The sequence below is a fragment of the Paenibacillus sp. PastF-3 genome (genome assembly GCF_029893135.1).
GTDB classification, from domain to species: domain Bacteria; phylum Bacillota; class Bacilli; order Paenibacillales; family Paenibacillaceae; genus Paenibacillus_AQ; species Paenibacillus_AQ nitricinens.
Map to the genome: position 1 here is coordinate 168610 of NZ_JARXWM010000006.1, position 25210 is coordinate 193819.

The 25210-nt window shown below is 46.4% G+C and carries 26 protein-coding genes and 1 riboswitch; all 26 genes read right to left on the reverse strand.

All coding sequences use genetic code 11. From position 1 onward, the window contains the following. Window positions 1-225: 225 nt before the first annotated feature. The 26 genes from M2444_RS14200 to prfA all read right to left on the reverse strand — a co-directional run bounded on the left by M2444_RS14200 (window position 226) and on the right by prfA (window position 24988). Window positions 226-966, reverse strand: coding sequence for a M23 family metallopeptidase (locus M2444_RS14200; protein WP_094871146.1), 741 nt, complete (start codon window positions 964-966; stop codon window positions 226-228). 61 nt (window positions 967-1027) lie between these two features. After that, window positions 1028-2179: a stage II sporulation protein D gene (gene spoIID, locus M2444_RS14205; RefSeq protein ID WP_280787293.1), complete on the reverse strand. Its 1152-nt coding sequence runs from the start codon at window positions 2177-2179 to the stop codon at window positions 1028-1030. Between the two features lie 324 nt (window positions 2180-2503). Then, entirely contained in the window at window positions 2504-3880 is a 1377-nt protein-coding gene (gene murA / locus M2444_RS14210) for a UDP-N-acetylglucosamine 1-carboxyvinyltransferase (protein WP_280787294.1), read from the reverse strand. Window positions 3881-4080: 200 nt separating this feature from the next. Continuing rightward, the gene (locus M2444_RS14215; RefSeq protein WP_076285651.1) at window positions 4081-4338 is read right to left on the reverse strand and encodes a DUF1146 family protein; all 258 of its coding nucleotides are present in this window, start codon (window positions 4336-4338) and stop codon (window positions 4081-4083) included. A gap of 196 nt (window positions 4339-4534) precedes the next feature. Further along, on the reverse strand, window positions 4535-4951 hold the full coding sequence (locus M2444_RS14220) for a F0F1 ATP synthase subunit epsilon (RefSeq protein ID WP_042131365.1): 417 nt from the start codon (window positions 4949-4951) through the stop codon (window positions 4535-4537). Between the two features lie 103 nt (window positions 4952-5054). Beyond that, window positions 5055-6455, reverse strand: a complete 1401-nt coding sequence (gene atpD / locus M2444_RS14225) for a F0F1 ATP synthase subunit beta (RefSeq protein WP_042192466.1) — start codon at window positions 6453-6455, stop codon at window positions 5055-5057. Window positions 6456-6590: 135 nt separating this feature from the next. After that, complete coding sequence (atpG, locus tag M2444_RS14230; RefSeq protein WP_094871140.1) at window positions 6591-7460, reverse strand: ATP synthase F1 subunit gamma; 870 nt, start codon at window positions 7458-7460, stop codon at window positions 6591-6593. 153 nt (window positions 7461-7613) lie between these two features. Further along, on the reverse strand, window positions 7614-9125 hold the full coding sequence (gene atpA, locus M2444_RS14235; RefSeq protein ID WP_042131369.1) for a F0F1 ATP synthase subunit alpha: 1512 nt from the start codon (window positions 9123-9125) through the stop codon (window positions 7614-7616). Window positions 9126-9136: 11 nt separating this feature from the next. Continuing rightward, window positions 9137-9688, reverse strand: coding sequence for a F0F1 ATP synthase subunit delta (locus tag M2444_RS14240; protein WP_094871138.1), 552 nt, complete (start codon window positions 9686-9688; stop codon window positions 9137-9139). Continuing rightward, window positions 9685-10173 (reverse strand): F0F1 ATP synthase subunit B, encoded by a 489-nt coding sequence (atpF, locus tag M2444_RS14245; RefSeq protein WP_094871136.1) that lies wholly within the window; start codon window positions 10171-10173, stop codon window positions 9685-9687. Before atpF ends, M2444_RS14240 begins: the two co-directional genes overlap by 4 nt. A 97-nt stretch (window positions 10174-10270) precedes the next feature. Further along, entirely contained in the window at window positions 10271-10483 is a 213-nt protein-coding gene (gene atpE / locus M2444_RS14250; protein WP_039877624.1) for a F0F1 ATP synthase subunit C, read from the reverse strand. Window positions 10484-10587: 104 nt separating this feature from the next. Beyond that, window positions 10588-11355 carry a F0F1 ATP synthase subunit A gene (atpB, locus tag M2444_RS14255; RefSeq protein WP_042131372.1) on the reverse strand — a complete coding sequence of 256 codons (768 nt, stop codon included), beginning with the start codon at window positions 11353-11355 and terminating at the stop codon, window positions 10588-10590. A 29-nt stretch (window positions 11356-11384) separates the two neighbouring features. Continuing rightward, window positions 11385-11762: an ATP synthase subunit I gene (locus M2444_RS14260; protein ID WP_094871134.1), complete on the reverse strand. Its 378-nt coding sequence runs from the start codon at window positions 11760-11762 to the stop codon at window positions 11385-11387. Beyond that, complete coding sequence (locus M2444_RS14265) at window positions 11755-11988, reverse strand: AtpZ/AtpI family protein (RefSeq protein ID WP_042192476.1); 234 nt, start codon at window positions 11986-11988, stop codon at window positions 11755-11757. The genes M2444_RS14260 and M2444_RS14265 overlap by 8 nt, the downstream gene beginning before the upstream one ends. Window positions 11989-12166: 178 nt before the next feature. Beyond that, window positions 12167-13327 carry a non-hydrolyzing UDP-N-acetylglucosamine 2-epimerase gene (gene wecB, locus M2444_RS14270; protein ID WP_094871132.1) on the reverse strand — a complete coding sequence of 387 codons (1161 nt, stop codon included), beginning with the start codon at window positions 13325-13327 and terminating at the stop codon, window positions 12167-12169. Between the two features lie 59 nt (window positions 13328-13386). Further along, entirely contained in the window at window positions 13387-14016 is a 630-nt protein-coding gene (gene upp, locus M2444_RS14275; protein WP_094871130.1) for a uracil phosphoribosyltransferase, read from the reverse strand. A gap of 423 nt (window positions 14017-14439) precedes the next feature. Continuing rightward, window positions 14440-15687: a serine hydroxymethyltransferase gene (locus M2444_RS14280; protein WP_094877959.1), complete on the reverse strand. Its 1248-nt coding sequence runs from the start codon at window positions 15685-15687 to the stop codon at window positions 14440-14442. Between the two features lie 114 nt (window positions 15688-15801). Beyond that, window positions 15802-16386: a TIGR01440 family protein gene (locus M2444_RS14285; protein WP_094871126.1), complete on the reverse strand. Its 585-nt coding sequence runs from the start codon at window positions 16384-16386 to the stop codon at window positions 15802-15804. A 74-nt stretch (window positions 16387-16460) separates the two neighbouring features. After that, a riboswitch (ZMP/ZTP riboswitch) is annotated at window positions 16461-16543 on the reverse strand. A gap of 48 nt (window positions 16544-16591) precedes the next feature. Beyond that, window positions 16592-17179, reverse strand: coding sequence for a low molecular weight protein arginine phosphatase (locus M2444_RS14290; RefSeq protein WP_280787295.1), 588 nt, complete (start codon window positions 17177-17179; stop codon window positions 16592-16594). Window positions 17180-17226: 47 nt separating this feature from the next. Continuing rightward, window positions 17227-17799 carry a manganese efflux pump MntP gene (locus M2444_RS14295; protein ID WP_094871122.1) on the reverse strand — a complete coding sequence of 191 codons (573 nt, stop codon included), beginning with the start codon at window positions 17797-17799 and terminating at the stop codon, window positions 17227-17229. A 127-nt stretch (window positions 17800-17926) separates the two neighbouring features. Continuing rightward, a complete protein-coding gene (locus tag M2444_RS14300; RefSeq protein WP_280787382.1) occupies window positions 17927-19168 on the reverse strand; it encodes an L-threonylcarbamoyladenylate synthase in 1242 nt (413 codons plus the stop codon). A 207-nt stretch (window positions 19169-19375) separates the two neighbouring features. Then, on the reverse strand, window positions 19376-20131 hold the full coding sequence (gene spoIIR, locus M2444_RS14305) for a stage II sporulation protein R (RefSeq protein WP_256989867.1): 756 nt from the start codon (window positions 20129-20131) through the stop codon (window positions 19376-19378). An 83-nt stretch (window positions 20132-20214) separates the two neighbouring features. Continuing rightward, a complete protein-coding gene (locus tag M2444_RS14310) occupies window positions 20215-21399 on the reverse strand; it encodes an FtsW/RodA/SpoVE family cell cycle protein (protein ID WP_094877957.1) in 1185 nt (394 codons plus the stop codon). 199 nt (window positions 21400-21598) lie between these two features. Next, complete coding sequence (locus M2444_RS14315; protein WP_042192492.1) at window positions 21599-22783, reverse strand: FtsW/RodA/SpoVE family cell cycle protein; 1185 nt, start codon at window positions 22781-22783, stop codon at window positions 21599-21601. 140 nt (window positions 22784-22923) lie between these two features. After that, complete coding sequence (gene prmC / locus M2444_RS14320) at window positions 22924-23922, reverse strand: peptide chain release factor N(5)-glutamine methyltransferase (RefSeq protein ID WP_280787296.1); 999 nt, start codon at window positions 23920-23922, stop codon at window positions 22924-22926. Then, window positions 23915-24988 (reverse strand): peptide chain release factor 1, encoded by a 1074-nt coding sequence (gene prfA, locus M2444_RS14325; RefSeq protein WP_094871115.1) that lies wholly within the window; start codon window positions 24986-24988, stop codon window positions 23915-23917. The genes prmC and prfA overlap by 8 nt, the downstream gene beginning before the upstream one ends. Between the last annotated feature and the right edge of the window lie 222 nt (window positions 24989-25210).

Genomic DNA, 25210 nt, shown 5'->3' on the forward strand with positions numbered 1-25210 from the left:
GGCTTATATATTCGCGCTTTCAAGACATGACAAGCCTCCGAGGGCTCATTTTATTTAATGGACAACCCAAGAAGCCTTGTTATTCGCATGACGGAACGTCGTTAGTCCTTTAAAGACATAAACCGTTTCTCATAGAAAAATAAGGCTCTTTATAAGCATACTGCTTACGAAGAGCCTTATTTACACACAAAAACAGGGGGCGAAGGCCCCCTGTTATAAATTTTCTTATCGTCCTGGCAGTAACTCTGATGGATTAACTACTTTGCCATCCTTGTACACTTCAAAGTGTACATGATTGCCAAGATCCTTCTCGATTTCACTACGACCTGCGGTTGCAAGCGTATCTCCTTGCTTCACAACATCGCCTTGTTTCACTTTTGTGTCACCAAGACTTTGGTACACGGTCTTCATGTTACCTTGATGGGTAATCTCAATGACTTTACCTAACACTGCAACATCTTCCACTCTAGTAACTTCACCGCTAAGCGCTGCTTTAACGTCGAACGTATTGTTGTCTTCACGGGCAAGATCGATACCGACATTAGGAATAAATTTGTCGTTATACTGCACCATTGCGGCAACGTGATTGTCCTCTGTACCATTTTCATCATAATACGGTTTGACTACTTCTACTTCACCTGGATTGGCTACTGGCCAAACCAGGCTTTCCGCTGAAGCAAGAACTTCAAGGGCATCTGGATTACTGTTTGCAGTACCAGCTTCATTGGTCGAAGCTCCTACTTGCTGTGATGTGGCGGCGGTGTCCTGTTTAAGCGGTTTTTGGCCGGCATCCTGATAGACCCACACCAAAGTTAGTATAATTGCCGCTGCCGCCGTGTAGACTGCTGGGAACACCCAACGTTTAGATAACATCTTGCTCCATGAAGAAGGTTTAGCACCTAAATCTCCCTGCGATTTTTTGAGAGATTCATCATGGTTTGTTTTGTTTTTGTCTTGTTCATTCATATGGTTATCACCTCAGTAACCAGTGTTACCGGGCTTCTATCTTTTATACGTATCTTTCAAGTTATTTTTTCAGAAGAGTTGAGATTTGCGTAAAAGAGATACCACTGTAATAGTGTTTGAGAATTTGAGTAGCCGTTCCGCCTTCCTTCGCCATCCCATTTGCTCCCCACTGGCTCATTCCCACACCATGCCCATTTCCGAAAGTAGTTATATAGATTTTGTTCCCTTTTCGCCCCCAACTAAATTGGCTGGAACGTAACCCTAGCTTCTCTCGCACTTCTCTTCCAGTAAAAATAGTACCTCCAATAGAGATTTGCTTAACCCTATGTCCAGTGGTGAGAGACAAGACTTCTACCGGCAATTCAGAGGAAGTAGAGATATTCTTTGTCATGCCTGATTGGGTAGTACCTTTTGATGCAGGGATTACTCTGTCGTTTAATCCAAGTCTAGTAAGTATTTCCGAGATGGTGAATGTAGATGTCACCGCATAGTTCGGGGTAATCTCTTTCTCCCAAGGACTAGTTACACTGCGCAGATAGGGGATCGCTGCATTCCAGTATTCTTCAGAGTTCTCGGTATATCCTCCACTGGAGGCGAAAAAGGAGGCCGTAATCGGCTGCCCTTTATAGGTCATAATTACACCGCGCGTCTCAAGAACCGCGCGCTGAAGCTTTGCGAGGTCGGCGCTTCTTCCGCCGAGCTTCCACTTCCGTTCCAGCGTATCCTTAGATACGTAAGCCTGATGGCTTACCGTATCTGTTACATCCGCCCCCGGAACGGGGACGCCGCTTCTGTCGCCAGCCAGCAGGCGGCGAAGGATAAAGGTGCGGGCCGCTACGGCCTGCGCTTTGAGCGCTTCAAGCTCAAAGCTGGCCGGCATCTCGGCCGCAAGCACGCCGCTGACGTATTCCTCCAGCGGCAACGTCTCTATTTGTCCGCTACGCGACAAATAGACAGAGACCTTCGGCTGCGGAGCTTCCTGCGCAGCTGCCTCCGGCCCTGCTGGTGCGGCTGGTGAGGCCGTTACCACCGGCAAAGCCGGAGGCGCCGGTTGTCCCCGGTGCTGCGGGACAACCACCAGTGGAATCAGCAGCGCCGCCAGAATAGGCGCTGCGAGCCAGGCGACGGGACCGAGGCGCCTGAGCCGGAAAGCAAGGGGACGCGAGTGCCAGCGCGTTGACTTGTTACGTCGCAAGTAGCGGAAATCTTTCATCTCTATGGCTCCTTCCGTGAGTCACTGTTGATTCTTATAGATATGAATTTACAGCAACTACTAGAACAATATTTGAGAGAAAGAGAGTCCCCTTCTCGTATCTATCACTATGCCCCGCGTTAAACAAAAAAAATCCCCATTAGATGAGGATTCAAATTTACTTTCTAATAATACAAGCAAAAACGCCTTCGGTGTCCCTATAAGGACGGTAAGCGTTTATGCGAGAAATATAAGGATAGTTTATAGCGTAGAACATATAAACTCTTATATTTTAAAAAAGAACAGGCCGCATCACTGCAGCCTGTTCTCATCTAACGACTGATATTATACCCAAGTCGCTTGAACCTGAAAGCGAGGTTTAACCTCTTCGCTTTTGCTTGATTCGCTCTTGGCCACTTCTGGTATAAGAGTTTCATCCTTCACTGTTTGCACCGCTGTGTCTTCCATGGAGATGCGCCAAATTTCCGCACCTAGTCCGGACAGCTTCTCAGCCAAATGTACGTATCCGCGGTCGATATGATGAGTTCCGCTTACCTCAGTAGTGCCTTCAGCAACAAGACCTGCCAAAATAAGCGCAGCTCCCGCACGTAAATCCGTAGCACAAACCTTGGCTCCGACCAATTGCGCATTACCTGTAACGATTGCTGAGCGACCTTCAATCTTAATCTCAGCATTCATGTTGTGGAATTCATCCACATGCATGAACCGGTTCTCGAATACAGTCTCTGTAACGACACTAGTGCCTTCAGAGCGCAGCAATAATGCCATCATTTGTGACTGCATATCCGTTGGAAAGCCTGGATACGGCAAAGTCTTCAAATCAACAGCTTTAAGTGGTTTGTCACTAATGACACGAACCCCATTCTCATCAGGAATAATGGTCACACCCATCTCTTCCATCTTAGCAATAACAGGTCCCAAGTGATCCGCGATTGCGCCTTCCACATATACGTCCCCACCTGTAATTGCTGCGGCAGCCATATAGGTACCAGCTTCAATACGGTCAGGAATCACATGATGTTTAACACCATGCAGACGTTCTACGCCTTCAATACGGATAACACCTGTACCCGCACCGCGAACGATTCCGCCCATACCATTCAAATAATTGGCCAGGTCGACAATTTCAGGCTCCTTAGCCGCATTCTCAATCACGGTCACGCCTTCGGCGAGTGCCGCTGCCATCATTATATTTTCGGTCGCACCCACGCTAGCTACATCCAAATACACTTTGGCTCCGCGCAGGCGACCGTTACTTTTCGCTTCAATGTAGCCCTGGCCGAGACTAATCTCCGCACCAAGCGCTTCAAATCCTTTCAAATGCTGATCAATCGGTCGTGTGCCAATGGCGCAGCCGCCAGGCAAAGAAATTCTTGTATGACCAAGCCGTGATAACAGAGGGCCCATGACTAGAAAAGATGCCCGCATTTTCCGTACCCATTCATAAGGTGCTTCACAGGAAGTGATGTTTGTAGCATCCACCTGGATAATATCGTTTTGATATGTAACCCCTGCACCCAGAGATTCCAACATTTTTGATATCGTCATTACATCATCAAGCGGAGGTGCGTCCACAATGACGCTTACTCCTTCTTCTGCCAATAGAGAGGCGGCTATGATCGGTAATACGGAATTTTTTGCGCCGCTAACTTTCACGCTCCCGGTCAATCTGTTGCCACCGCGGACGATAAATTTGCTCATTTTCGGTTTCCCTCCGCGTCCATTATTTCTTAAATTATTTTTTAGATTAAAAGTAATTGCAAAAAAATTCGCATACTCCATCGATATGCCCATTCAGCCGGGCATGTTCCTTAAAGTTCAGTGTTGACATAATAAAACCTTATTATTCGACACTTTTTGACCATTGCGACCTATGACACTTATAACCAAACTACATATTCCTAAAACATATAGCGGATCATCCCACTCCAGCTAAGGTAATCCAGAAAGAATCCTGCAACAAAACGACCAAGTACAATAGCCAGAAGCAAGTGCAGCAGCCTTCCTTGAGGACTCTTGGGATATCTTATGACCAAATCCAGCTTAAGGTTCTGCAATGCCCACCAAGATAATACAACACTGAGCAAAGAAACAATCATTGAGATCATGCTGCTGGTCCCAGCGGCACTAGACCATCCATTGGACAATATATCCCCCATGTTAACCCTCCGTGTTCGTATTACTCGGAAATCGACTCTTATATCATACTTGCGTAGGGCAAAAGAATCCAGTACTTTTACAAATTTTTAAACAATTCAATGCCATTATCCAAAAAAATGAAGAAATCTTAACCTTTACTACATAGATTACTATAACAAAAAAAGCAGTCAAGCTTAGAGCTTGACCGCTTATATCCTACTGTTGTCCTTTACCAGTGGACACTTTAATCCGTGTAACAGCGCGTTGCAGCGCCAACTCCGCACGGCGGTGATCGATATCATCTTGTTTGCTACGAGTCTGGAGACGGCGCTGAGCGCGTTCTCTAGCAGCTTCGGCACGTTCAACATCAATATCCGTTGGCAGCTCGGCACTTTCGGCCAGCACTGTTACTTTATCCTTATGCACTTCAACGAAACCGCCATGAACGGCGATGGAGATCGTAACACCGTCCGATTTGACGGATAACGGAGCAACCTGAAGTGGAGTCACAAGCGGAATGTGTCCCGGCAAAATACCCAACTCGCCTTCGACTCCCCGTACTGTCAAGCTATTCACTTGTTTCGAATAGACGAGATGCTCCGGCGTGACAATTTCCAACAAAAAGGTGTTCACTTCCATTCCTCCTTAAAGCTTTACGAAGTAAAGCTCTCATCGAAAGCATACACTTAGCTTTACGAAGTAAAGCTCGCTTCGAAAGCATTCACTAAGCTCAGTGTTACATCGATTTCGCTTTTTCAACCGCTTCTTCGATTGTACCCACAAAAAGGAACGCTGCTTCTGGAAGATCATCATGCTTACCGTCCAGGATTTCCTTAAAGCTACGTACAGTTTCTTTGATTGGTACGTATTTACCCTTGAAGCCGGTAAACTGTTCAGCTACGTGGAAAGGCTGTGACAGGAACCGTTCAACTTTACGGGCACGGGCTACGATAACCTTATCATCCTCACTCAATTCATCCATACCCAAGATGGCGATGATGTCTTGAAGTTCGGTATAACGTTGCAGCAATTGTTTAACACCTTGTGCTACATTGTAATGCTCTTCACCAACAATTTCCGGAGCTAGCAGACGCGAGCTGGAAGCCAGTGGATCAACCGCTGGGAAAATCCCCTTCTCGGAAATCTTACGCTCAAGGTTAGTTGTTGCATCCAAGTGAGCAAACGCCGTTGCCGGAGCAGGGTCAGTGTAGTCATCCGCTGGTACGTAAATTGCTTGAATGGAAGTAACGGAGCCTTTTTTGGTAGAAGTGATACGCTCTTGCAACTGCCCCATTTCAGTAGCCAGGGTTGGTTGATAACCTACTGCGGACGGCATACGTCCGAGAAGAGCGGATACTTCGGAACCCGCTTGGGTAAAGCGGAATATATTATCGATAAAGAGCAGCGTATCGCGGCCTTCTACATCACGGAAATATTCCGCCATAGTAAGACCAGTCAAAGCTACGCGCAGACGCGCGCCTGGGGGCTCATTCATTTGTCCGAACACCATTGCTGTTTTCTTAATAACGCCGGAGTCCGTCATTTCGTGATAAAGGTCATTACCTTCACGAGTACGTTCACCCACACCTGCGAATACGGAAATACCACCGTGTTCTTGGGCAATGTTATTAATCAATTCTTGAATTGTTACGGTTTTACCTACACCGGCACCGCCGAACAGACCAACTTTACCGCCCTTAGCATAAGGTGCAAGTAAGTCGATAACTTTAATACCCGTTTCCAGAATTTCGGCTTGTGTTGACAATTCATCAAATGTCGGAGCCAAACGGTGAATCGGGTTCTTAATTTCAGCAACAACTTCACCAGCGTTATCAATTGGATTTCCAAGTACGTTAAATACCCGGCCTAATGTCGCTTCCCCTACAGGTACCGAAATAGGTCCACCTTGGTCAATCGCATCCAGTCCACGAACCAGACCATCTGTAGAAGACATCGCGATACAACGTACCAAATTGTCTCCCAAGTGGTTGGAAACCTCAAGCGTTAGGTTAATCTGGCGACCATTGTCCAAGACGGTTTCAATTTTGATAGCGTTGAAAATCTCGGGCAACTGGCCGCGTTCAAATTCAATATCGACAACCGGACCCATAATGCTTACAACGCGTCCTTTGTTCATCTTCATTTCCCTCCTCGAAAGCTATTACATCAAGAAGAAACAACGTTGTCACCTTAAATGATGACAACCGTTTCTCGTAGAAATATAAGTGTTTTGTATAGTGTAGAACCTATACTTTCTTATATTTTAAGATTTTTAAGACTGAGCATTCGCTCCGGCCACGATCTCGGTAATTTCCTGCGTAATTGCCGCCTGACGGGCACGGTTGTACGTAAGGGTAAGTTCTCCGATCATTTTCGACGCGTTCTTTGTTGCACTGCCCATCGCTGTCATTTTCGCACCCAGCTCACTGGCCTTGCCATCCAGAATTGCGCTATAAATCAAAGTTTCGGCGTATTTCGGAAGTAGCACTTCGAGCACGCCTTCTGGTGAAGGTTCATATTCGTAATTTGCAGACGCTTCATGATGCTCATGATTTCCTACGCCTTCCATAGGCAACAGTCGATCAACGGTTGGGATCTGGGTAATCGCATTGACGAATTGGTTGTAACAAACGTACAACTCGTCATACGTACCATCTACAAACTGTTGTACTGCCGAATTAGCGATAGACTTAATATCAGCAAACTTCGGCGCATCCGATAGCTCAGTAACTTCCTGTACAATCGGATATTCACGGCGGCGTAAGAAGTCACGGCCTTTACGACCGATAACGAACAAGGCGTATTCATCTTTGGATTTATGTCGCTCCGCGATGAGCATCGTCACCTTACGTAAAATATTAGCATTGTACCCTCCCGCAAGCCCTCTATCAGAGGTCACGATAAGATAACCAGTTTTTTTCACAGGGCGACTGACCAGCATGGGATGCTGAACGCCTTCTGTACCAGCAGCAATGCTCGATACAACCTCTTTCAGCTTCTCAGCATAAGGACGGGCGGCAATAGCCTTCTCCTGAGCTTTTCTCAGCTTGGAGGCGGCTACCATTTCCATCGCTTTTGTGATCTGTCTTGTGTTTTGAACACTCTTAATTTGACGTTTAATATCACGCATGCTTCTTGCCATGATTTCACCACCTTAAAGCTTTGACGAAGTCAAAGCTAACTTCGTAAGCATCTTCTTGGCTTTGACGAATTCAAAGCCAACTTTATAAGTAATAGCCTGAGCTTCGGCAGAGCCAAAGCTCACTTCGTAAGATTCGTTTAGGTACGATCTATATTAGCTAGTAGCAAAGCCTCTTTTAAATTTATCAATTGCTGCTTTAAGAGCGGCTTCGTTATCTGCTGTCAAATCCTTGGTATCTCTGATGGATTGAGCAACTTCAGCAGCACTGCTATCCATGTAAGCAAGGAATTCCTTTTCAAAACGCTTTACGTCTTTAACAGGAATATCATCCAAGTATCCTTTTACAGCTGTGTACAAGCTAAGCACTTGATGCTCAACAGATAGCGGCTGATTTACACCTTGTTTCAGAACTTCCATCATACGTGCTCCGCGATTCAGACGAGCAAGCGTAGATTTATCAAGATCTGAGCCGAACTGTGAGAAAGCTTGAAGTTCACGATATTGGGCAAGATCCAAACGGAGCGAGCCAGCTACCTTCTTCATCGCTTTAATCTGAGCGGAGCCCCCTACACGGGAAACGGAGATACCGACGTTGATCGCCGGACGCTGACCAGAGTAGAACAGATCGGATTCAAGGAAGATTTGACCATCTGTAATCGAGATTACGTTCGTAGGAATGTAAGCCGATACGTCAGATGCTTGTGTTTCGATGAACGGAAGTGCGGTTAATGAACCACCACCAAGCTCATCACTAAGCTTAGCCGCACGTTCCAAAAGACGGGAGTGCAAGTAGAACACGTCACCAGGGAACGCTTCACGACCCGGTGGACGACGAAGCAGCAAGGACAATTCGCGATAAGCCGAAGCTTGTTTTGAAAGGTCATCATAAATAATCAGTACGTGTTCGCCCTTGTACATAAAGTACTCGCCCATTGCGCAACCTGCGTATGGAGCAATGTACAACAGTGGGGATGGCTCGGAAGCCGAAGCAGTTACAACGATTGTATATTCCAACGCGCCATGACGACGGAGAGTTTCTACAACCTGTGCTACTGTTGATTGTTTTTGTCCAATGGCAACATAAATACATTTCATTCCGTTGCCTTTTTGGTTGATAATCGCATCGATTGCGATTGCAGTCTTACCTGTTTGACGGTCACCAATGATAAGTTCGCGTTGTCCACGACCAATTGGTACCATCGCATCAATCGCTTTAAGGCCAGTTTGCATTGGCTCATGAACCGATTTACGGTCGATAACACCAGGAGCGTTATTCTCAACCGGACGGAATTCCGTCGTTTGGATTGGGCCTTTACCGTCAAGCGGCATACCGAGTGCGTTAACAACACGACCCAGAAGGGCCTCTCCCACTGGGACTTGCATGATTTGTCCGGTACGTTTTACTTGATCGCCTTCACGAATTTCCTTGTACTCACCTAGAATAACAACACCGACGTTGCTTTCTTCCAGATTGAGCGCCATGCCCACTACACCGTTGGAGAACTCTAGCAACTCGCCTGCCATTGCGTTTTCCAGACCGTAGACACGAGCGATACCGTCTCCGACTTGAATGACGGTGCCCACTTCGGCAACTTCGATATCGGCTTTATATTGCTCAATTTGACTTTTGATCAAAGTGCTGATCTCTTCAGGTCTGATGCCCAATATCCTCACCCCTATCTTCTATGCTTATCATTAAAGGATTTCTCGAGACGTTCCAATTTACTAGACAGACTGCCGTCATACAGCGTATCGCCGATATAAACTTTCAGTCCTCCCAGCAGGCTTGGATCCACCACATTCGTAACCCGGATTTTACGGTTTACGAGCTGGCCGAATTCTGCAGCTACAGCCGCTTGTTCTTCTTCACTTAAAGAATAAACGGAGTATACCTTAGCATCACCAATGCCAAGAGCGTCTCCTTCAATCTTGATATACGTATCCAGCAGTTCGGCAAAAATATCGGTTCTGCCTCGCTCTACTAACAGTTCTACAATGTTCATCACGATAGGAGAGATCTTATCTTGAAGTGCTGTGCGCAGCACTTTCAACTTGTCGGACTCCGAGATGCGCGGTGCAAGAATAAACCGCTTAACCTCTTGGTCAGAATGTAATACTTCGACCACTGCCTTGAGCTCTTCTTCTACTTCAAGGGTAATCCCCTTCTCTACCGCTGCACTGTACAATGCTTTAGCGTAGCGCTTGGCAACTACCGTATCGCGGCTCATGATCGGCCTCCTACCTCATTGAGGTATTGGTTCACAAGCTGCTCCTGCTCACTGCTAGCACTAACTTCTTTTTTAAGAAGTTTAGAAGCAATACGAACAGATGCCGTTCCAATTTCGCTGCGCAACTCTTCCACTGCTTTATTCTTCTCGTTCTCGATATCGCGCACGGCCTCTTCTTTGACACGTGCAGCTTCAACTTTGGCTTGAGCCAAAGCTTGTTCTACCTGTTGATTGCTAGTAATTTGCGATTGTTGAATAATCTGTTGAGCTTCCTGGCGTGCACTGTTCAGCGCTTGCTTCTGCTCTTCCACATACGCGACCGCTTGCTCTCTAGTCTTCGCAGCTTCATCCATTTGCTGCATTACCAGCTCACGGCGCTTCTCCATAACTGCGAACAGTTTGCTGAACGCATACTTACTGAGCAAGAAATATAGAATCCCAAAGGCTACAATTGAAAATACGATGTTTGTCCAAACAATATCCACTGAGGTCACTCCCTTCCGTTACCGCGTCATGCGGACGTATACAAAAGTAAGGCGCGGATGGCATCGGCCGTCCCCGCCAAACCGTAAATACGGTTTATTAAGAAAACATGATCAGGAATGCGATAACTGTTGCTGCGAGCGGAATAACTTCGACGATACCTACACCGATAAACATTGTTGTTTGAAGCGCGTTACGAGCTTCTGGTTGACGAGCGATAGACTCAACTGTTCTACTAACGATCATACCGTTACCAAGACCTGCGCCAAGTGCACCCAATCCAACCGCTATTGCTGCTGCTAAAAATTCCATTTGTAAATATCCTCCTTTAATTTCGGTTCATAATGTGTTTAATGATATAAGATATCTCCCGCGAAAGAAAATCAGACGATAGCCGTTCTCTTCGCAGCAGTTCATTAATGTGCTTCTTCTTCGTGAATCGTCATCTGTGCGATATAAACCATCGTCAGAATGGTAAAGATAAACGCCTGTAGTGCCCCGACGAAAATACTGAAGCCTTGCCATACAGCCAGGAACGGAATACTGAGAATGCCCAGTTTCAAAATGACTGTAATCAGTACTTCTCCGGCAAAAATGTTAGCAAATAGACGAATAGCCAGCGCTACTGGTTTTGCCAAGTTCTCGATAATGTTCAGTGGCAAAAAGATTGGAAACGGCTCAATATAGTGTTTGAAATAATGCTTGCCGTTGAGCTTGATGCCCAGGAAGTTCATCAGTATAAACACAATAATTGCCAATCCTGCAGTGATATTAATGTCAGCAGTCGGCGACTTGTACCATAAGATCTCAACATGATCACCATGCGCCAAGTTCTTGGTTGCTTCAATCACATGGCCAAACACGGTTACAGGTCCATGTGCTTCAGTTACAACTGAGAAAGGCAATCCAAGAAGGTTGGAAACAAAGATAAACAGAATCAATGTTAGCCCCAAAGATATGTAAGGTTTTCCTTTCTTCAGGTCCATGGCACTGCTTATGACACCTTCAACAAATTCTACAACCCATTCCATAAAATTCTGAAGCTTAGATGGATTCTCAACCGAAAGCTTACGAACCGAAAGCATCACCAGTACAAATACTACTGTACAACTGATCAGAAGCATCAATACGGCTGATATATCTATCGGTATTCCCCCGACAAAGATCTTCGGCATCTCATGCATAGTATCATCCCCCTTTCTCTTTAATCTGGTTAAAGTTTGTTCTTCACACTCAGATATATCCCCGCAGGAATGGCGAGAAGCTGAGGAATGAACACGCCCGAAACAGTTGCTACCAGGGAGAAATGCTCAATCTTGACCGCGAACATGGTGACCAAAATTGCGAAGCTAATCCGTGTAACAAAACCGAGGCTGAAGGCATTCCCTTCGTTGCTCGCAATCGACTGCGTTACCCGTCGAACCTTGACGGCCAGATAACGAAAGTTTACCAATCCCGCCACCAGACCCAGAGTCATGCCCAGTGTAATATCCCTGGTCTCATGATGAAGCGCCCAGCCCATTAAGAGTCCTGCCATAAGGACGAGCGTAACTCTAGTGACGGTATTGATCATGGGAGTCATATTATCCATTCTGCTCCCCCAAAAATTTTTTAATTAACAGGACGACGTTCACAATTCCCAGAATCATTCCGGTTATAGTGCCAATAGCGAGCCAATATTTCGGACCCTCCATTAAGTCTTTCAGCCACCTTGCCGCAAAAAAACCAATAACAATGTAAGCGGCGAGTATAGTGCCTGCACTTCCAATGATAAGCGCGGTCTGTAACAAGCTGTCCCTGCTATTTTGTTCTTTCATGGGCTACAATCCCAACTAATTTTACTGAATTTCTGGAGTCTTTGTCAATTCATTGAACATTGCCCAAAAACCCTTGAAAACATGAAAATAATCACAGCAAAATGTTCCAAAACCATATAAACCGTACAGTTTGACTGTATGTTGATTTTAATCAGATCAGATATTACTTTAAATGAAATTATTTATTTTTTGTGAACATTCTGTGAAACTCTTCAGGACGTTCCTTATTTACACCGAAATGGTGCAAAATAGCATTGACAATTCGTTGGGAGGCTTTGCCATCTCCGTACGGGTTGGCGGCCCGACTCATCGACTGATAGAGCTCATTATCAGTCAAAAGAGCATGTGTCCGTTCATACACCTTCTCCTCGTCCGTGCCCACAAGCTCTAACGTTCCAGCGTCTATCCCTTCAGGACGCTCCGTCGTATCACGAAGCACAAGTACAGGAACTCCGTATGAAGGAGCTTCCTCTTGTAAACCGCCGGAATCGGTCAATATCAAGTGGGTATGCGGATAAAAATTATGCAAATCCACGACATCCAGCGGATCAATCAGCTTAATTCTTGGATGTCCACCCAGAATTTCATGTGCAGGTTCCTTAACTGCCGGACTCGGATGCACAGGATAAACAATGGCTACATCTTCGAATTCATCAGCGATTCTTTTGACAGCTCGGAAGATATTACGATGCGGTTCACCTTGCGATTCTCTGCGGTGAGCAGTCATCAAAATAAGTCTTTTTCCTGAAGCAAAATCCAAAACAGGATGCCGGTAATCCGGCTGTACGGTATATTGAAACACATCAGTTACGGTGTTGCCTGTGATATAAATACTTGATTCTTTTTTGTTCTCGTGTTTCAAATTGCTAGCTGACCAATCGGTTGGAGCGAAATGCAGATCGGCCAAAACACCTGTTAGTTGGCGGTTCATTTCCTCAGGATAAGGAGACAGTTTGTTCCATGTCCGAAGACCTGCTTCTACGTGCCCAACCTGAATTTGCTGCAGGAAAGAGGCATAACTAGCTAGAAACGTCGTTAATGTATCCCCATGCACCAGCACGATATCAGGCTTAACCTCTCTCAGCACAGGCTCCAAACCTTCAAGCACACGAATAGTAATCTCGTTCAGTGTCTGACGGTCCTTCATCACATCCAAATCATAATCAGGAGTGATTTTAAACACTTCTAACACTTGATCAAGCAGTTCTCTATGCTGTGCTGTGACACAAACAATGGATTCGATGTGCTCAGGATGCTTCTCTAGTTCAAGAACTAGAGGAGCCATCTTGATCGCCTCGGGGCGCACTCCGAAAATAGTCATCACTTTAATTTTGGACATAACCCCTACCCTCTCATCAAAAAATTCAAAAATTTCGTATCCTAATCAAGAATTACTATTTACTTAGTTCCGTACAAACGGTCCCCAGCGTCGCCAAGTCCCGGAACGATATATCCATGCTCATTTAAATGATCATCAAGCGCAGCTACGTAAATATCTACATCTGGATGAGCTTCTTGAACTGCAGCGACACCCTCTGGAGCTGCAATCAGGTTCATCATTTTAATTTGTGTACAACCACGCTTCTTCAACGAGGTAATAGCAGCAATCGCAGATCCCCCTGTAGCTAGCATTGGATCAATTACGATTAGCTCACGTTCCTGTACATCTGTAGGAAGCTTGATGTAATACTCGACCGGTTGAAGTGTTTCCGGATCACGGAACAAGCCAACATGTCCTACTTTAGCAGCAGGGAGAAGCTTTAGAACGCCTTCAAGCATCCCTAGACCCGCACGAAGAATAGGAATAAGCCCAAGCATTCTTCCCGAAATCACTTTACTTTCCGTTTCAGTGACCGGCGTTTGTACCGTAATGGTCTCTAGAGGAATATCACGTGTAATCTCATAAGCCATCAATGTGGCTACTTCGTCAACATGCTCTCTAAAATCCTTTGTGTTTGTTCTTACATCGCGAATAAATGTTAATTTGTGTTGAATTAAAGGATGATCGCAAATCACCAATTTTCCCATTTTAATGTCCCTCCGGTAATTGTAAGTCTTGTCTATAACCTCAGAAAGCGCTTTTGCTTCTCAGTGGCTAAATCCTGTCTATTATAGCATTCCCTTCGCTTCATTTCACCTAGAAAGGCACTTGTACTTACATTGAATACTTTCCTATTGTATATCCTTGACCTGAAAGGTAATGATTGGCTGAAATACGCAACCTTCCACTTATAAAACTTAGATTATGTTGTGCAAGTTTTGGTTTTTCATACTATTCACACTCTTTTCACTATTGTTTATGAAAATTCCATGAACTTTCATAAACAATTTCATCAGTTTTCCATCCTTTCCCCTATATAATTATGTGAACAATAAACAACAAAAAACCTCCATCAAACCCTAAAATCAGGACTCGATGGAGGTGAACTCATTCATTAATACAAATAAGAACTAGTATTTCAGTTCTGGATAAAGCGGGTACTGGTCCGTCAAATCAGCAACTTGACGAGCTGCCTCAGCCAATTTCGCTTCATCCTTCGGATTCTTCAGAACATTAGCAATAATACGGCCAATAACCACCATTGCTTGCTCGTCCATACCACGGGAAGTAACTGCAGGTGTACCAATACGAATACCACTTGTTACGAAAGGACTTGTAGGATCAAATGGAATTGCGTTTTTATTCACAGTGATTCCAATGGAATCTAGTACTTTTTCCGCATCTTTTCCGGTAATGTTCAGGTTACGCGTATCCAGCAACATCAGGTGGTTATCTGTGCCTCCGGATACAATGTTAATCCCTTCGCTGATTAGCGTTTCCGCGAGAACATTGGCATTTTTCACTACATCCTCAGCATAAGTCTTAAAGGATGGAAGCAAAGCTTCGCCGAGCGCCACTGCTTTTGACGCAATCACATGCATCAATGGTCCGCCTTGGGAACCAGGGAATACGGCTTTATCGATAGCAGCGGCCCATGGCTGTCTGCACATAATCATACCGCCGCGAGGGCCGCGTAAAGTCTTATGTGTAGTAGTTGTAACGAAATGAGCATGAGGAACCGGGCTTGGGTGAAGGCCAGCAGCAACAAGACCTGCGATATGGGCCATATCTACCATAAACAAAGCACCGACATCATTGGCGATAGCACCAAGTTTTTCGAAATCAATAATACGCGGGTACGCACTCGCACCAGCAACAATCATTTTAGGACGATGTTTGAACGCTGCTTTGCGCACTTCGTCGTAATCAATAAGGAAAGTATCTTCTTGCACACCATAAGCAACAAAGTTATATAGCAAACCGGAAGCATTGACTGGACTACCATGTGTTAAATGTCCGCCATGTGCCAAGTTCATACCAAGAACCGTGTCGCCCGGCTTGAGCGCCGCCAAATAAACAGCCATATTCGCTTGTGCTCCGGAATGCGGTTGTACGTTAACATGCTCCGCACCGAACAATTCTTTTGCACGATCGCGTGCCAGATTCTCAACGATATCAACATCTTCACAACCACCATAATAACGTTTGCCGGGATAGCCTTCAGCATATTTGTTCGTAAGCACCGAGCCCATAGCTTCCATTACGGCTTCGCTAACGATATTCTCTGAGGCAATAAGCTCAATGTTGGCACGCTGACGTTTCAGTTCCAATTCCATCGCTTCCAGTACTGCCGGGTCACTCTTACGTAATTGTTCCATGTTCTTATTTCCTCCCTAGTGTGTGTAGATATGTTGTATTTAAGTAGAAACGATTTACCTGCTAGACAGAAGCTAAGGTCAATGTTTCTGCAAAAAATATAAAAATAAAGTTCATTAATCGCAAACCTGTGAGCCGCTTTGTTCTGGGGCGCGATATACCGCACGTTCACCGCCAATAAGTGGAGGTCTGGTCCATGCCGCATTCACTCTGGCTGCTCCAATGTATCTTAGAGACGGACGAAAAGGAACAGCTACCCGTCTTAAATGCATTCCTATCAGCGTCTCACCAATGTCTAGACCAGCATGAGCATCAATCGTTTCCGCCAAAACAGGATCTTTCATAGCGTGATAGGCAGCCGCAGCCATCGAACCGCCTGCACCTGGTATAGGTACAGCTGAAACTTCATTTAACCCAAGTGACTCTAGCAAAGAGCGTTCCATTACAAGCGCACGATTCAGATGCTCGCAGCACTGATAAACGAGATGAAATCCTTTTTCCGCTGCGACCAAACGAGCCCCTTCAAGCAGCTGCTGTGCGACTTCAAGCGCACCACCGGTTCCAATCCGGACACCAGCAACCTCACTTGTACTAACTCCAAGGACAACAATTTTACCAGATCCGAGGTTACCAGCTTCCGCTAGCTCCCTTAACACAGTGACAGTAGCTTCAGTTAAAGATAACTCCACAACTTTGTCCATCACCTTACCTCCTCAAGCTTCAAACAAGCTTCATTTAAACAAAAAAGAGCAGTCCGCAGGTAGCTGCGGATTTGCTCTTTTGCCCAGGCGACCGGCCGTTTATTCCGATGCTCCATCGTGGTTTGATCCACATTTGTCGCCAGTTACATCGGAACCGATTAGTTATAACTTCATCTTAAAGCAAAGCGGACTGAAAATCAACCATTTACAAATGGCGTAAGGATTCCAGTTTATCTAATAAACTAAACAACGAAGTGCGAATCTCTGCAGCAGTAAGCTCATAATCTTCACGCGTACCCCCGAATGGATCAGAAATATCAAAGCTTGGGATACGCTGGCGGATTTCAATCATTCGTTGTAGATCTGTTGCGCTCGGTTCACCACCTAGAGCTATGCTTAACTCAGCATCCGCGTATAGGCTGTCCAATTCTTTAATATCCTTAGTCACAGCTTCTTCATTATGCACATATTCCTTCAATGTATATGTTTTCGATACGGCATCCGGAAAATACTGCAGCAAATGCTGCTTATGTCCACTGGTCAAGGTAAGCACAAGATCGGCCCAAGCAACGGATTGCCCCGTTAATTGCGACGACTCTAAATGATCATGAATGCCTTCTTCCTGCAAAATAGCTGCAGCATGTCTCGATATAGAAGTACCAGAAATGGCAGATACACCTGCAGACCGCACTTCCAGGTCGATTCCACGTTCCTTCGCGAGCTTTCGTAAAAGCCCCTCAGCCATAGGACTACGGCATGTATTACCGGTGCAGACGAATAAAATATGCAGCATGCTTTTGCACCCCCATGAAATTAAAATATGGTAATGCCGTTATTGTATCAAAAGATGAATAACAAGCCAAACCCTAATAAAATAGCCCCGCCCAGCGCTTCTCCATATTCCCCGAGTCCACGACTGACATGCCGCCCAAGAAGTAAGCCGACAATGGACATTAGACCTCCACAGACACCAAAAGCCAGTATGGTCAGAAGCACACCATTCACAAACATCCCTAAGGATACCCCAACAGAAAATGAGTCTACACTAACACTGAGTGAAAGAAGCAGCATTCCCCATAAGGTTCGGTGATTCATAGCTCGCGTACCTACCACTTCCGGACGAAAGGAGTTATACACCATATGTCCGCCTAACAGCACAAGCAGCCCTCCGGCGGCATAAGTCGTTACTTGACCTAGCAAATGTCCGACATAACTTCCCGTTAATAAACCCAGAAGAGGCATCAGCATATGAAAAAAAGCAATGAGCACACTCATTTGTAGAATGTGCAACAGACGAATCCCCTTCATCCCAATGCCTACACCGAGGGAAAATGCATCCATCCCTAATGCAATCGCCATTATAGCAATCGTAACCGTCTGCCCCCAACCGGCATATACATCTCCTATGCCCATGCTTAACCCCCCAAGTCCGAAATATCTTGTACAACAACGATATGCGGACAAGGGGGTAATCATGACTTCATAGGAGATTTCAAATTTGAAGAACCGGTGTTAAAGCTGTAAAGAAGGGGCGCCGTGGCTATCCGGCGTCAATGACAGAACCACCGGCTGCCTTCATAAGCCGGTTCATAATGGCAGCGCCGAGGCCTGTATACGGACAAGCCTCGGCCAAGATGTATGTCGCTCCCGCTTCATCGAAGCGCCTCAGCGCGGCATATAGGGAGCGTGCCCCTTCCTCCGGCGAGTATAACGAGCCGAGGGAAAGGACACAGGCGGCAGGGGCGGCGGGATAAAGGGACTTATGCTCCTCGAAGAGGAGCAAGCCCGTTACCTCGCCGCTCAGCTGCGCCGCCTGAAGTAGACTCGCGGCTTCATCCGCAACACGTTGCGGAGAAGATCCGCTCACCACACCGAGCCAGCCGCGCGGCGCATAGTGCGTGTACTTCATGCCCGGTGCGCGTGGCGCCAAGCTGTCGGAAACAGCTTCTGCACCGTGGTACACCCCCGGTTCATTGGCCGCTGGAGCTTCCGCTGCTGCGGAAGTTCCGGATTCTTTAACCACAGCTGGCTCAGCAGCAACGGCTTCCGCCCCCACTACAGCAGCTAACTGCTCCGTAGTAATCCCACCAGGGCGCAGCACGGCAACCTTTCCATCAGGTTGCACCTGAACCACAGTTGACTCCAGTCCGACTCCAGCGGCGCCGCCATCAAGTACACCGTCAATGTATCCGGCCAAGTCTTCCATCACATGTGAAGCTAAAGTCGGACTCGGACGACCTGAACGGTTAGCACTAGGTGCCGCAACGGGACAGCCCGCTGCACTGATCAGCGCCAAAGCTACCGGATGGTCAGGCATACGCACACCTACCGTGTCCAGCCCTGCCGTCACACAGGGTGACAAAACACCCTCACGAACAGGAAGCACGACTGTCAGTGGTCCAGGCCAATAAGCATCCATCAATACCGCAGCCGTAGGATGCACTTCTGTAACCAGCTCGTCCAAAGCTCCTGAATCGGCAATATGAACGATTAGAGGATTATCAGACGGTCGCCCTTTTGCCGCAAAAACAGCCTCAACTGCCGCAGTATTCCGTGCATCCGCACCAAGTCCATAGACCGTTTCGGTCGGAAAAGCGACCGTTCCACCTTCACGAAGCATGGTTGCCGCCTCCACGATGGCTAACTTATTCTCCTCATTAGGCTGAAGTACAACGGAATCCGAAGCTGCATCTTCCAACAAATCCAGTTCCCAATATACAGTCTTATTCCTATTCCCACTCCGCCGTTGAACGGCGAATAAAGGGTCATGTGGTTCATTCATTCTCATCACAGGCTTTCTACAGGATATACATTGAACAATAGCTTTTCTTGCAATCTTAGGATAAATACTCTGGATATTCATTAACTCTGATCTTACCAAAAAGCGGCCCCAATGAAGGCGCCGCAGTCGATCTGCTTATGAAATAGTAACATATCTAGGTTCAAAACTATAGACCATTTCCACAAAACCAAAGGGCTAGCATCAGCATTACGACCATAATCCGCTAATCCAGTTCCAAAGGTTTTGCAGCAGTTCCCAAACGAAGAACCGTACCTCTGGCTCTGCGGAATCTGCTGCCGCAGCATCCTTTGCCGAAGAATCTGCTTGTACAGCTGTCCCTACTGCTGGTTGTGCCTTAGCTCCACTCTCTGCCCCGGCAGCCGAAACCGTCTTCACCGCTTTGTTAGCAGCAGGTGCTGCCGCATCTCCGGAACCCGCATCGATAAAGCATAGTGGCGGAAACAGTACACACCACCAATTTTGTCCCTTGCCTTCACCCAGTGTAACCCGCACAGCCTCGTACTCTCCGGCAGGGTAGACCGTACCACCGTATAATTTAGTCGGAAAAGGAACTACACCGAGCTCCACGTTATAGGAATACTGAATGCCTCTTTTCTCCAGCTCCGATCCAACCAATGCATTTAGCTCTGGTAGATGAGTTCTAATTAAAGCGCGTGCCTGCTCTAAGCTCTGCGGGTCCTCAAGTGCAGTTACCCACTGGTTCATTTGCTCCACGATTGTATCGCGGATCTGCCGCTTCACTAACTGATCCTGCGTTCCATCCGAATTCGCCAAAATACGCAGCCGGATAGAATCCTGTGGAATCGTTACTTCGGCTACTGCTGCATCGGTTTTTTGACCTTCCCAGGCCATGATAACGATCATGAAAAAACAAATTAAAATGGCAGTATACTTAAAAGTTACACGTAAGGAATCTCTTTTATCCATATGATTATCGTTCATTTGTAGCAGCCCCTCTCCTCTTAACACTCATGCTAGTAGTATGTCCAGAGATGAGAGACTACAAACCTATGAATCTATTAAATCTATAACTTCATGGGAATCGCGTTAGGCAATTGCAAATCATCCTCAACATCCCGTCCATATAGATGCACACTCATCACAATCCCCATGCAGGCCATATTGATTAAAAGTGATGTGCCTCCATAACTGATGAACGGAAGTGTAATTCCAGTAAGCGGCATTAGGCCGATAAAAGCTCCAATATTCTCTAAGATTTGATATAGCAGCATAGCTGTAATTCCAATAATTAAAAACGGACCGCTGCGCTCCCTACTCTCTAGAGCAATCAGTATCATCCGATGGAGCAAAATAAAGAAGAGCAGCAGCAGCAGCGCTGAACCTACGAATCCAAACTCCTCTGCAACCTGCACGAATATGGCATCCGAATACGTATATGGAACACGGTTACTCTGCACAGAGCTTCCTTGCATGTACCCCTCGCCGTTCATCCCTCCGGAGGCAATAGCCACTTTAGCATTTTTCGTGTGATAGCTTGCATCATCTGACGCCAAATCAGGTACGAGCCAAGGATCAAAACGATCCACTAAATGCTTCCTGCCAAGGGTCTCCTCAAAGAAATATACCGCTTCATCATGATAGTGAATATAGCTCAGAATTCCTGCAAGACCCAATCCGCCAACGATTAGTAATCCGATGAGTGCATGTGAAATTTTGATATTCCCGATCCATAGAAGACCGATTAATATTACGATGTAGCTTAGCGCATTTCCCAGATCATTCTGTACAATAACTATCGTAAAGGGGAGCAATGTAAGAAGCGCCAGTGGGACGACTCCCTTCCAGAAGGTTAGCGTGGCTCCTTGTTTACGGACCAGTATGGATGCGAGTAAAAGAATCAATATCAACTTAAAAAGCTCCGCAGGTTGAAAACTAAGTCCACCTATCTCTAGCCCTAATTGCGCACCGTTCTTTACCTTTCCAAAAAAACTAACCGACACTAGCAGACCAATACCGAAGATATAAATATAAAGAGCATATTTAACAAATATCCTATAGTCCACGAAGGTAAGCACAAAAAACGCTACAAACCCTACAATGTAGTATTTAAGCATTTGTAGATGGAACCCATCTAGCTTCTGAACTAATCTACCATTAGTCACGCTGTATATCGAAAGAATACTAATGACCATGAGCATAACTAGAACAATAAGAATCACGCTATCGATCTTCTTGAGCTTTTCAAGCATACGCAAACTCCTTACTCTATTAAGGTTCCAACCATCCTCACCTGAGGAAAGTCTCTCCTTTCTATTGTAGAGCATTCAAGGCCGCAATTCCAAATTTATGTAATACATCCGATATCAGAGATTCACTTCCCAAAATAAAAAACCGCCAGTTCCCATCCTTAAAAGATGAGTTTCTGACGGTTATATTGTGATTTAGTGATTAAACCTGTTTGGCGGCTGCATAAGGAGTAGGCTTAGGTAAATCTTCCTCTACATCTTGCCCATGCAGACGCACACTCATTACCAGTCCAATGCTGGCCATGTTGATAAGCAGAGAGGTACCTCCGAAGCTGATGAAAGGCAACGTGATACCTGTCAATGGCATCAGACCAATAAACGCGCCAATATTCTCAAAAATCTGATACAGCATCATCGCGACAATGCCGACGATCAGAAATGGACCTGCTCGATCTCTGGCTTCCAGCGCAATCAGGATCATTCGATGAATCAGGATAAAATATAGTAGCAGCACAAAGGCAGATCCTACGAATCCAAATTCCTCGGCAATCTGTACAAAGATGGAGTCTGAATACGTATAAGGCACGCGATCCGTCTGTACAGAGCTACCATTCATGTAGCCCTCGCCACTCATCCCACCTGAGGCAATCGCAAGCTTGGCGTTCTTGGTATGATAAAGAGCTTTCGCTGTCGCTTTATCCGGAACAAGCCATGGGTCGAAACGTTCAATCCAGTGCGACCGGCCAATATCATTAAGGAATGTTTTAATTTCGTCATGATAATGAATATAACTCATAATCCCCGCAATCGCAGAGCTTGCTACAATCACCAGCGCGATTAATGCGTGAGTGTACTTAATATTTCCAATCCACAACAGACCTGCAAGAATCACAATGTAAGACAAGGCATTCCCAAGGTCATTCTGTGTAAGCACAATAAGAAACGGAAATAAGGTTAAGAGGCCGAGCGGCACAACATCCCGCCAAAACAAGAGTTTACTTTTATTCTTACGCACAAGCATTGCTGCCAGAAATAGAATCAATATTAGTTTGAATAGCTCGGCAGGCTGAAGGCTCAGTCCTCCAGGGAGGGACAACCAGCCTTGGGCATTATTCTTGGTCTCGCCCAAAAAGCTAACGAGGACCAGGATACCTATCCCAAACAAATAAATATATAGCGCGTATTTCACTAAAATTCTGTAATCTAAAAAGGTCATTCCAATAAAAGCAATAAAGCCAATTGCATAATACATCATCATACGGATATGATGTCCGTCCAGCTTTTCTCTTCCATGAGTCACACTATATATGGCGAAGATGCTGACAGTCATGAGTAATAACAGAACGACTACGATAGCACCATCAATTTTTTTAATCTTCTGAAGCACGTTCTGCCTCCCTACTCTAAATCTGGGCTTTCTTTTATGGTTCACCAAGAAGTCCGGTTAAATTCTATTGTAAAGGAAGTCGGGTTGAAAATACAATTTTACTCCCCGATCAACAGGAGTCCCTTGCACAGCAGGCAGTATTATCGTGCTATACCTAGCACATGACGTGGAATTCCAGCCAGATCATTAATGGTGATGATCTCTTTCCAATGGCCCGCCGCTTCAAGTAGCGCGGCCACTTGCTCGGCTTGCCCGAAGCCGAGTTCAAAGCCAATCAGGCGCGGCGGTGCCGGGAGCAGCGCCAGCTGCTCCATCATGCGGCGGTACGGGTCCAGCCCGTCCGCTCCGCCATCCAGCGCAGTGCGCGGCTCATGGTCGCGCACCTCACGCTGCAGCCCGGCGATATCCTCGCCGGGAATGTACGGCGGGTTGGAGACGAGAATTTCCGTCTCCATCCCCGCGAACGGCTCGAGCAGATCGCCGAGCCGAAAGTCCACGGCTGTGCCGGAGCGCATCGCATTGCGCTTCGCCACAGCTAGGGCCTCCGGCGAAATGTCGCCGGCGCAGACCCGCCACGCCGGCGCTTCCGCCGCCAGCGTGACGGAGATCGCTCCGCTGCCGGCGCCGATATCGACGGCGGTCAGCGGCCGTACGGCGCGTCCACTTTCCGCGCCGCCCTCACGATCTTGCGCTGCTGCTAACGAAGCAGCGCCTTCTTCCTGCGCCAGTTCACTCGGCGCAACCGTACCGTCCGGCCAGAGCTCCGCGCCGTACCGCAAAATCGCCTCGACGAGCAGCTCCGTCTCCGGCCGTGGAATAAGCACATCCGGCGTCACTTCAAAGGGACGCCCGTAGAACTCTTGCTCCCCGATAATATATTGCACCGGCTCACCCTTACTCCGGCGGGTAACTCCCGCCTCCCATTTTTCCTTGACCGCAGCTGGAAAAGAATCCGCCAGCGCCATATAATACGCTGCCCCGGACAAGCCAAGCACATGCTCAAGCAGTAATTGCGCACTACGCTGCGGTTCATTACAACCGCTCTGGCTCAAAAAAGAAGAAGCCTCCGCAAAGGCTTCCCGGATGCTTTTCACTTCCGACATGACAAATACGCCATCGTTCAAAGCATTATTATCCATTGTCCATACTATCCATCAAATCAGCTTGTTCAGCAATTGAAAGAGCCGAAATAATTTCAGTGATTTCTCCGTTCATAACCTGCTCCAAACGATGCAGTGTCAAGCCAATACGATGATCTGTAACCCGGCTCTGCGGGAAGTTATACGTCCGAATACGCTCACTACGATCACCCGTACCTACTTTGCTCTTCCGTTCACCAGCATACTTCGCTTCTTCTTCCTGCCGTTTCATATCAGAAATACGGGCACGAAGCACTTGTAACGCTTTATCCTTATTGGAGTTCTGTGACTTACCATCCTGACAGGTAGCAACAATGCCTGTAGGTACATGGGTTACACGTACTGCAGATTTGGTTGTATTTACAGACTGTCCGCCTGCACCACTTGAACAGAAGGTATCCACACGAATATCTTTATCATGGATCTCAATCTCAAATGCCTCAGCTTCCGGCATCACCGATACGGTAGAAGTAGAGGTATGAATACGTCCTCCGGATTCAGTCGCTGGGATACGTTGTACGCGATGCGCACCACTTTCATATTTCAGCTTACTGTATGCACCGCGGCCGTTAATAAGGAAGATTACCTCTTTAAATCCACCAAGGTCACTCGCGTTGACATCCATTAACTCCACGCGCCAGCCTTGTGAATCTGCAAACCGGGTGTACATCCGGTAAAGATCGGAAGCAAACAATGCTGCTTCATCTCCGCCCGCTGCACCACGAATTTCGACGATTACGTTCTTATCATCATTCGGGTCTTTAGGCAGCAGTAATACTCGGATTTGCTCTTCCAGCTCTACCTGACGTTTGGAAAGGTCGTCAATTTCCGTCTTGACCATTTCCTTCATCTCATCATCAAGCTTTTCGCCTTGCATCTGCTTAGCAGCTTCAAGCTCTTCCATTACATTCTTATATTCAGTATACGCCTCAAATGCAGGCTGTAGGTCTGATTGTTCTTTGGAATAATCCCTCAGTTTCTTACTGTCGTTTGCAACATCCGGATCACAAAGCAGTTCACTGAGCTTCTCATAGCGGTCCGCCAGGGATTGCAATCGGTCCAACAAGGGAATTCACCTCTCCTAGTTCAATTTCAAATTCGCAAATAAAGACATTAAAACACATATCATAAAATTAGATATACGACTTTATATTATACCAAAGATATTGTGAAATGGCTACAGTTCGGTACGCGAAAACATCTTAATAAATGACTTATATTTTAAAAAAGACCATCCCAGCAGTAGATACCCTCTACCGACTGAGATGATCCTCTTATTCTTGGTAAA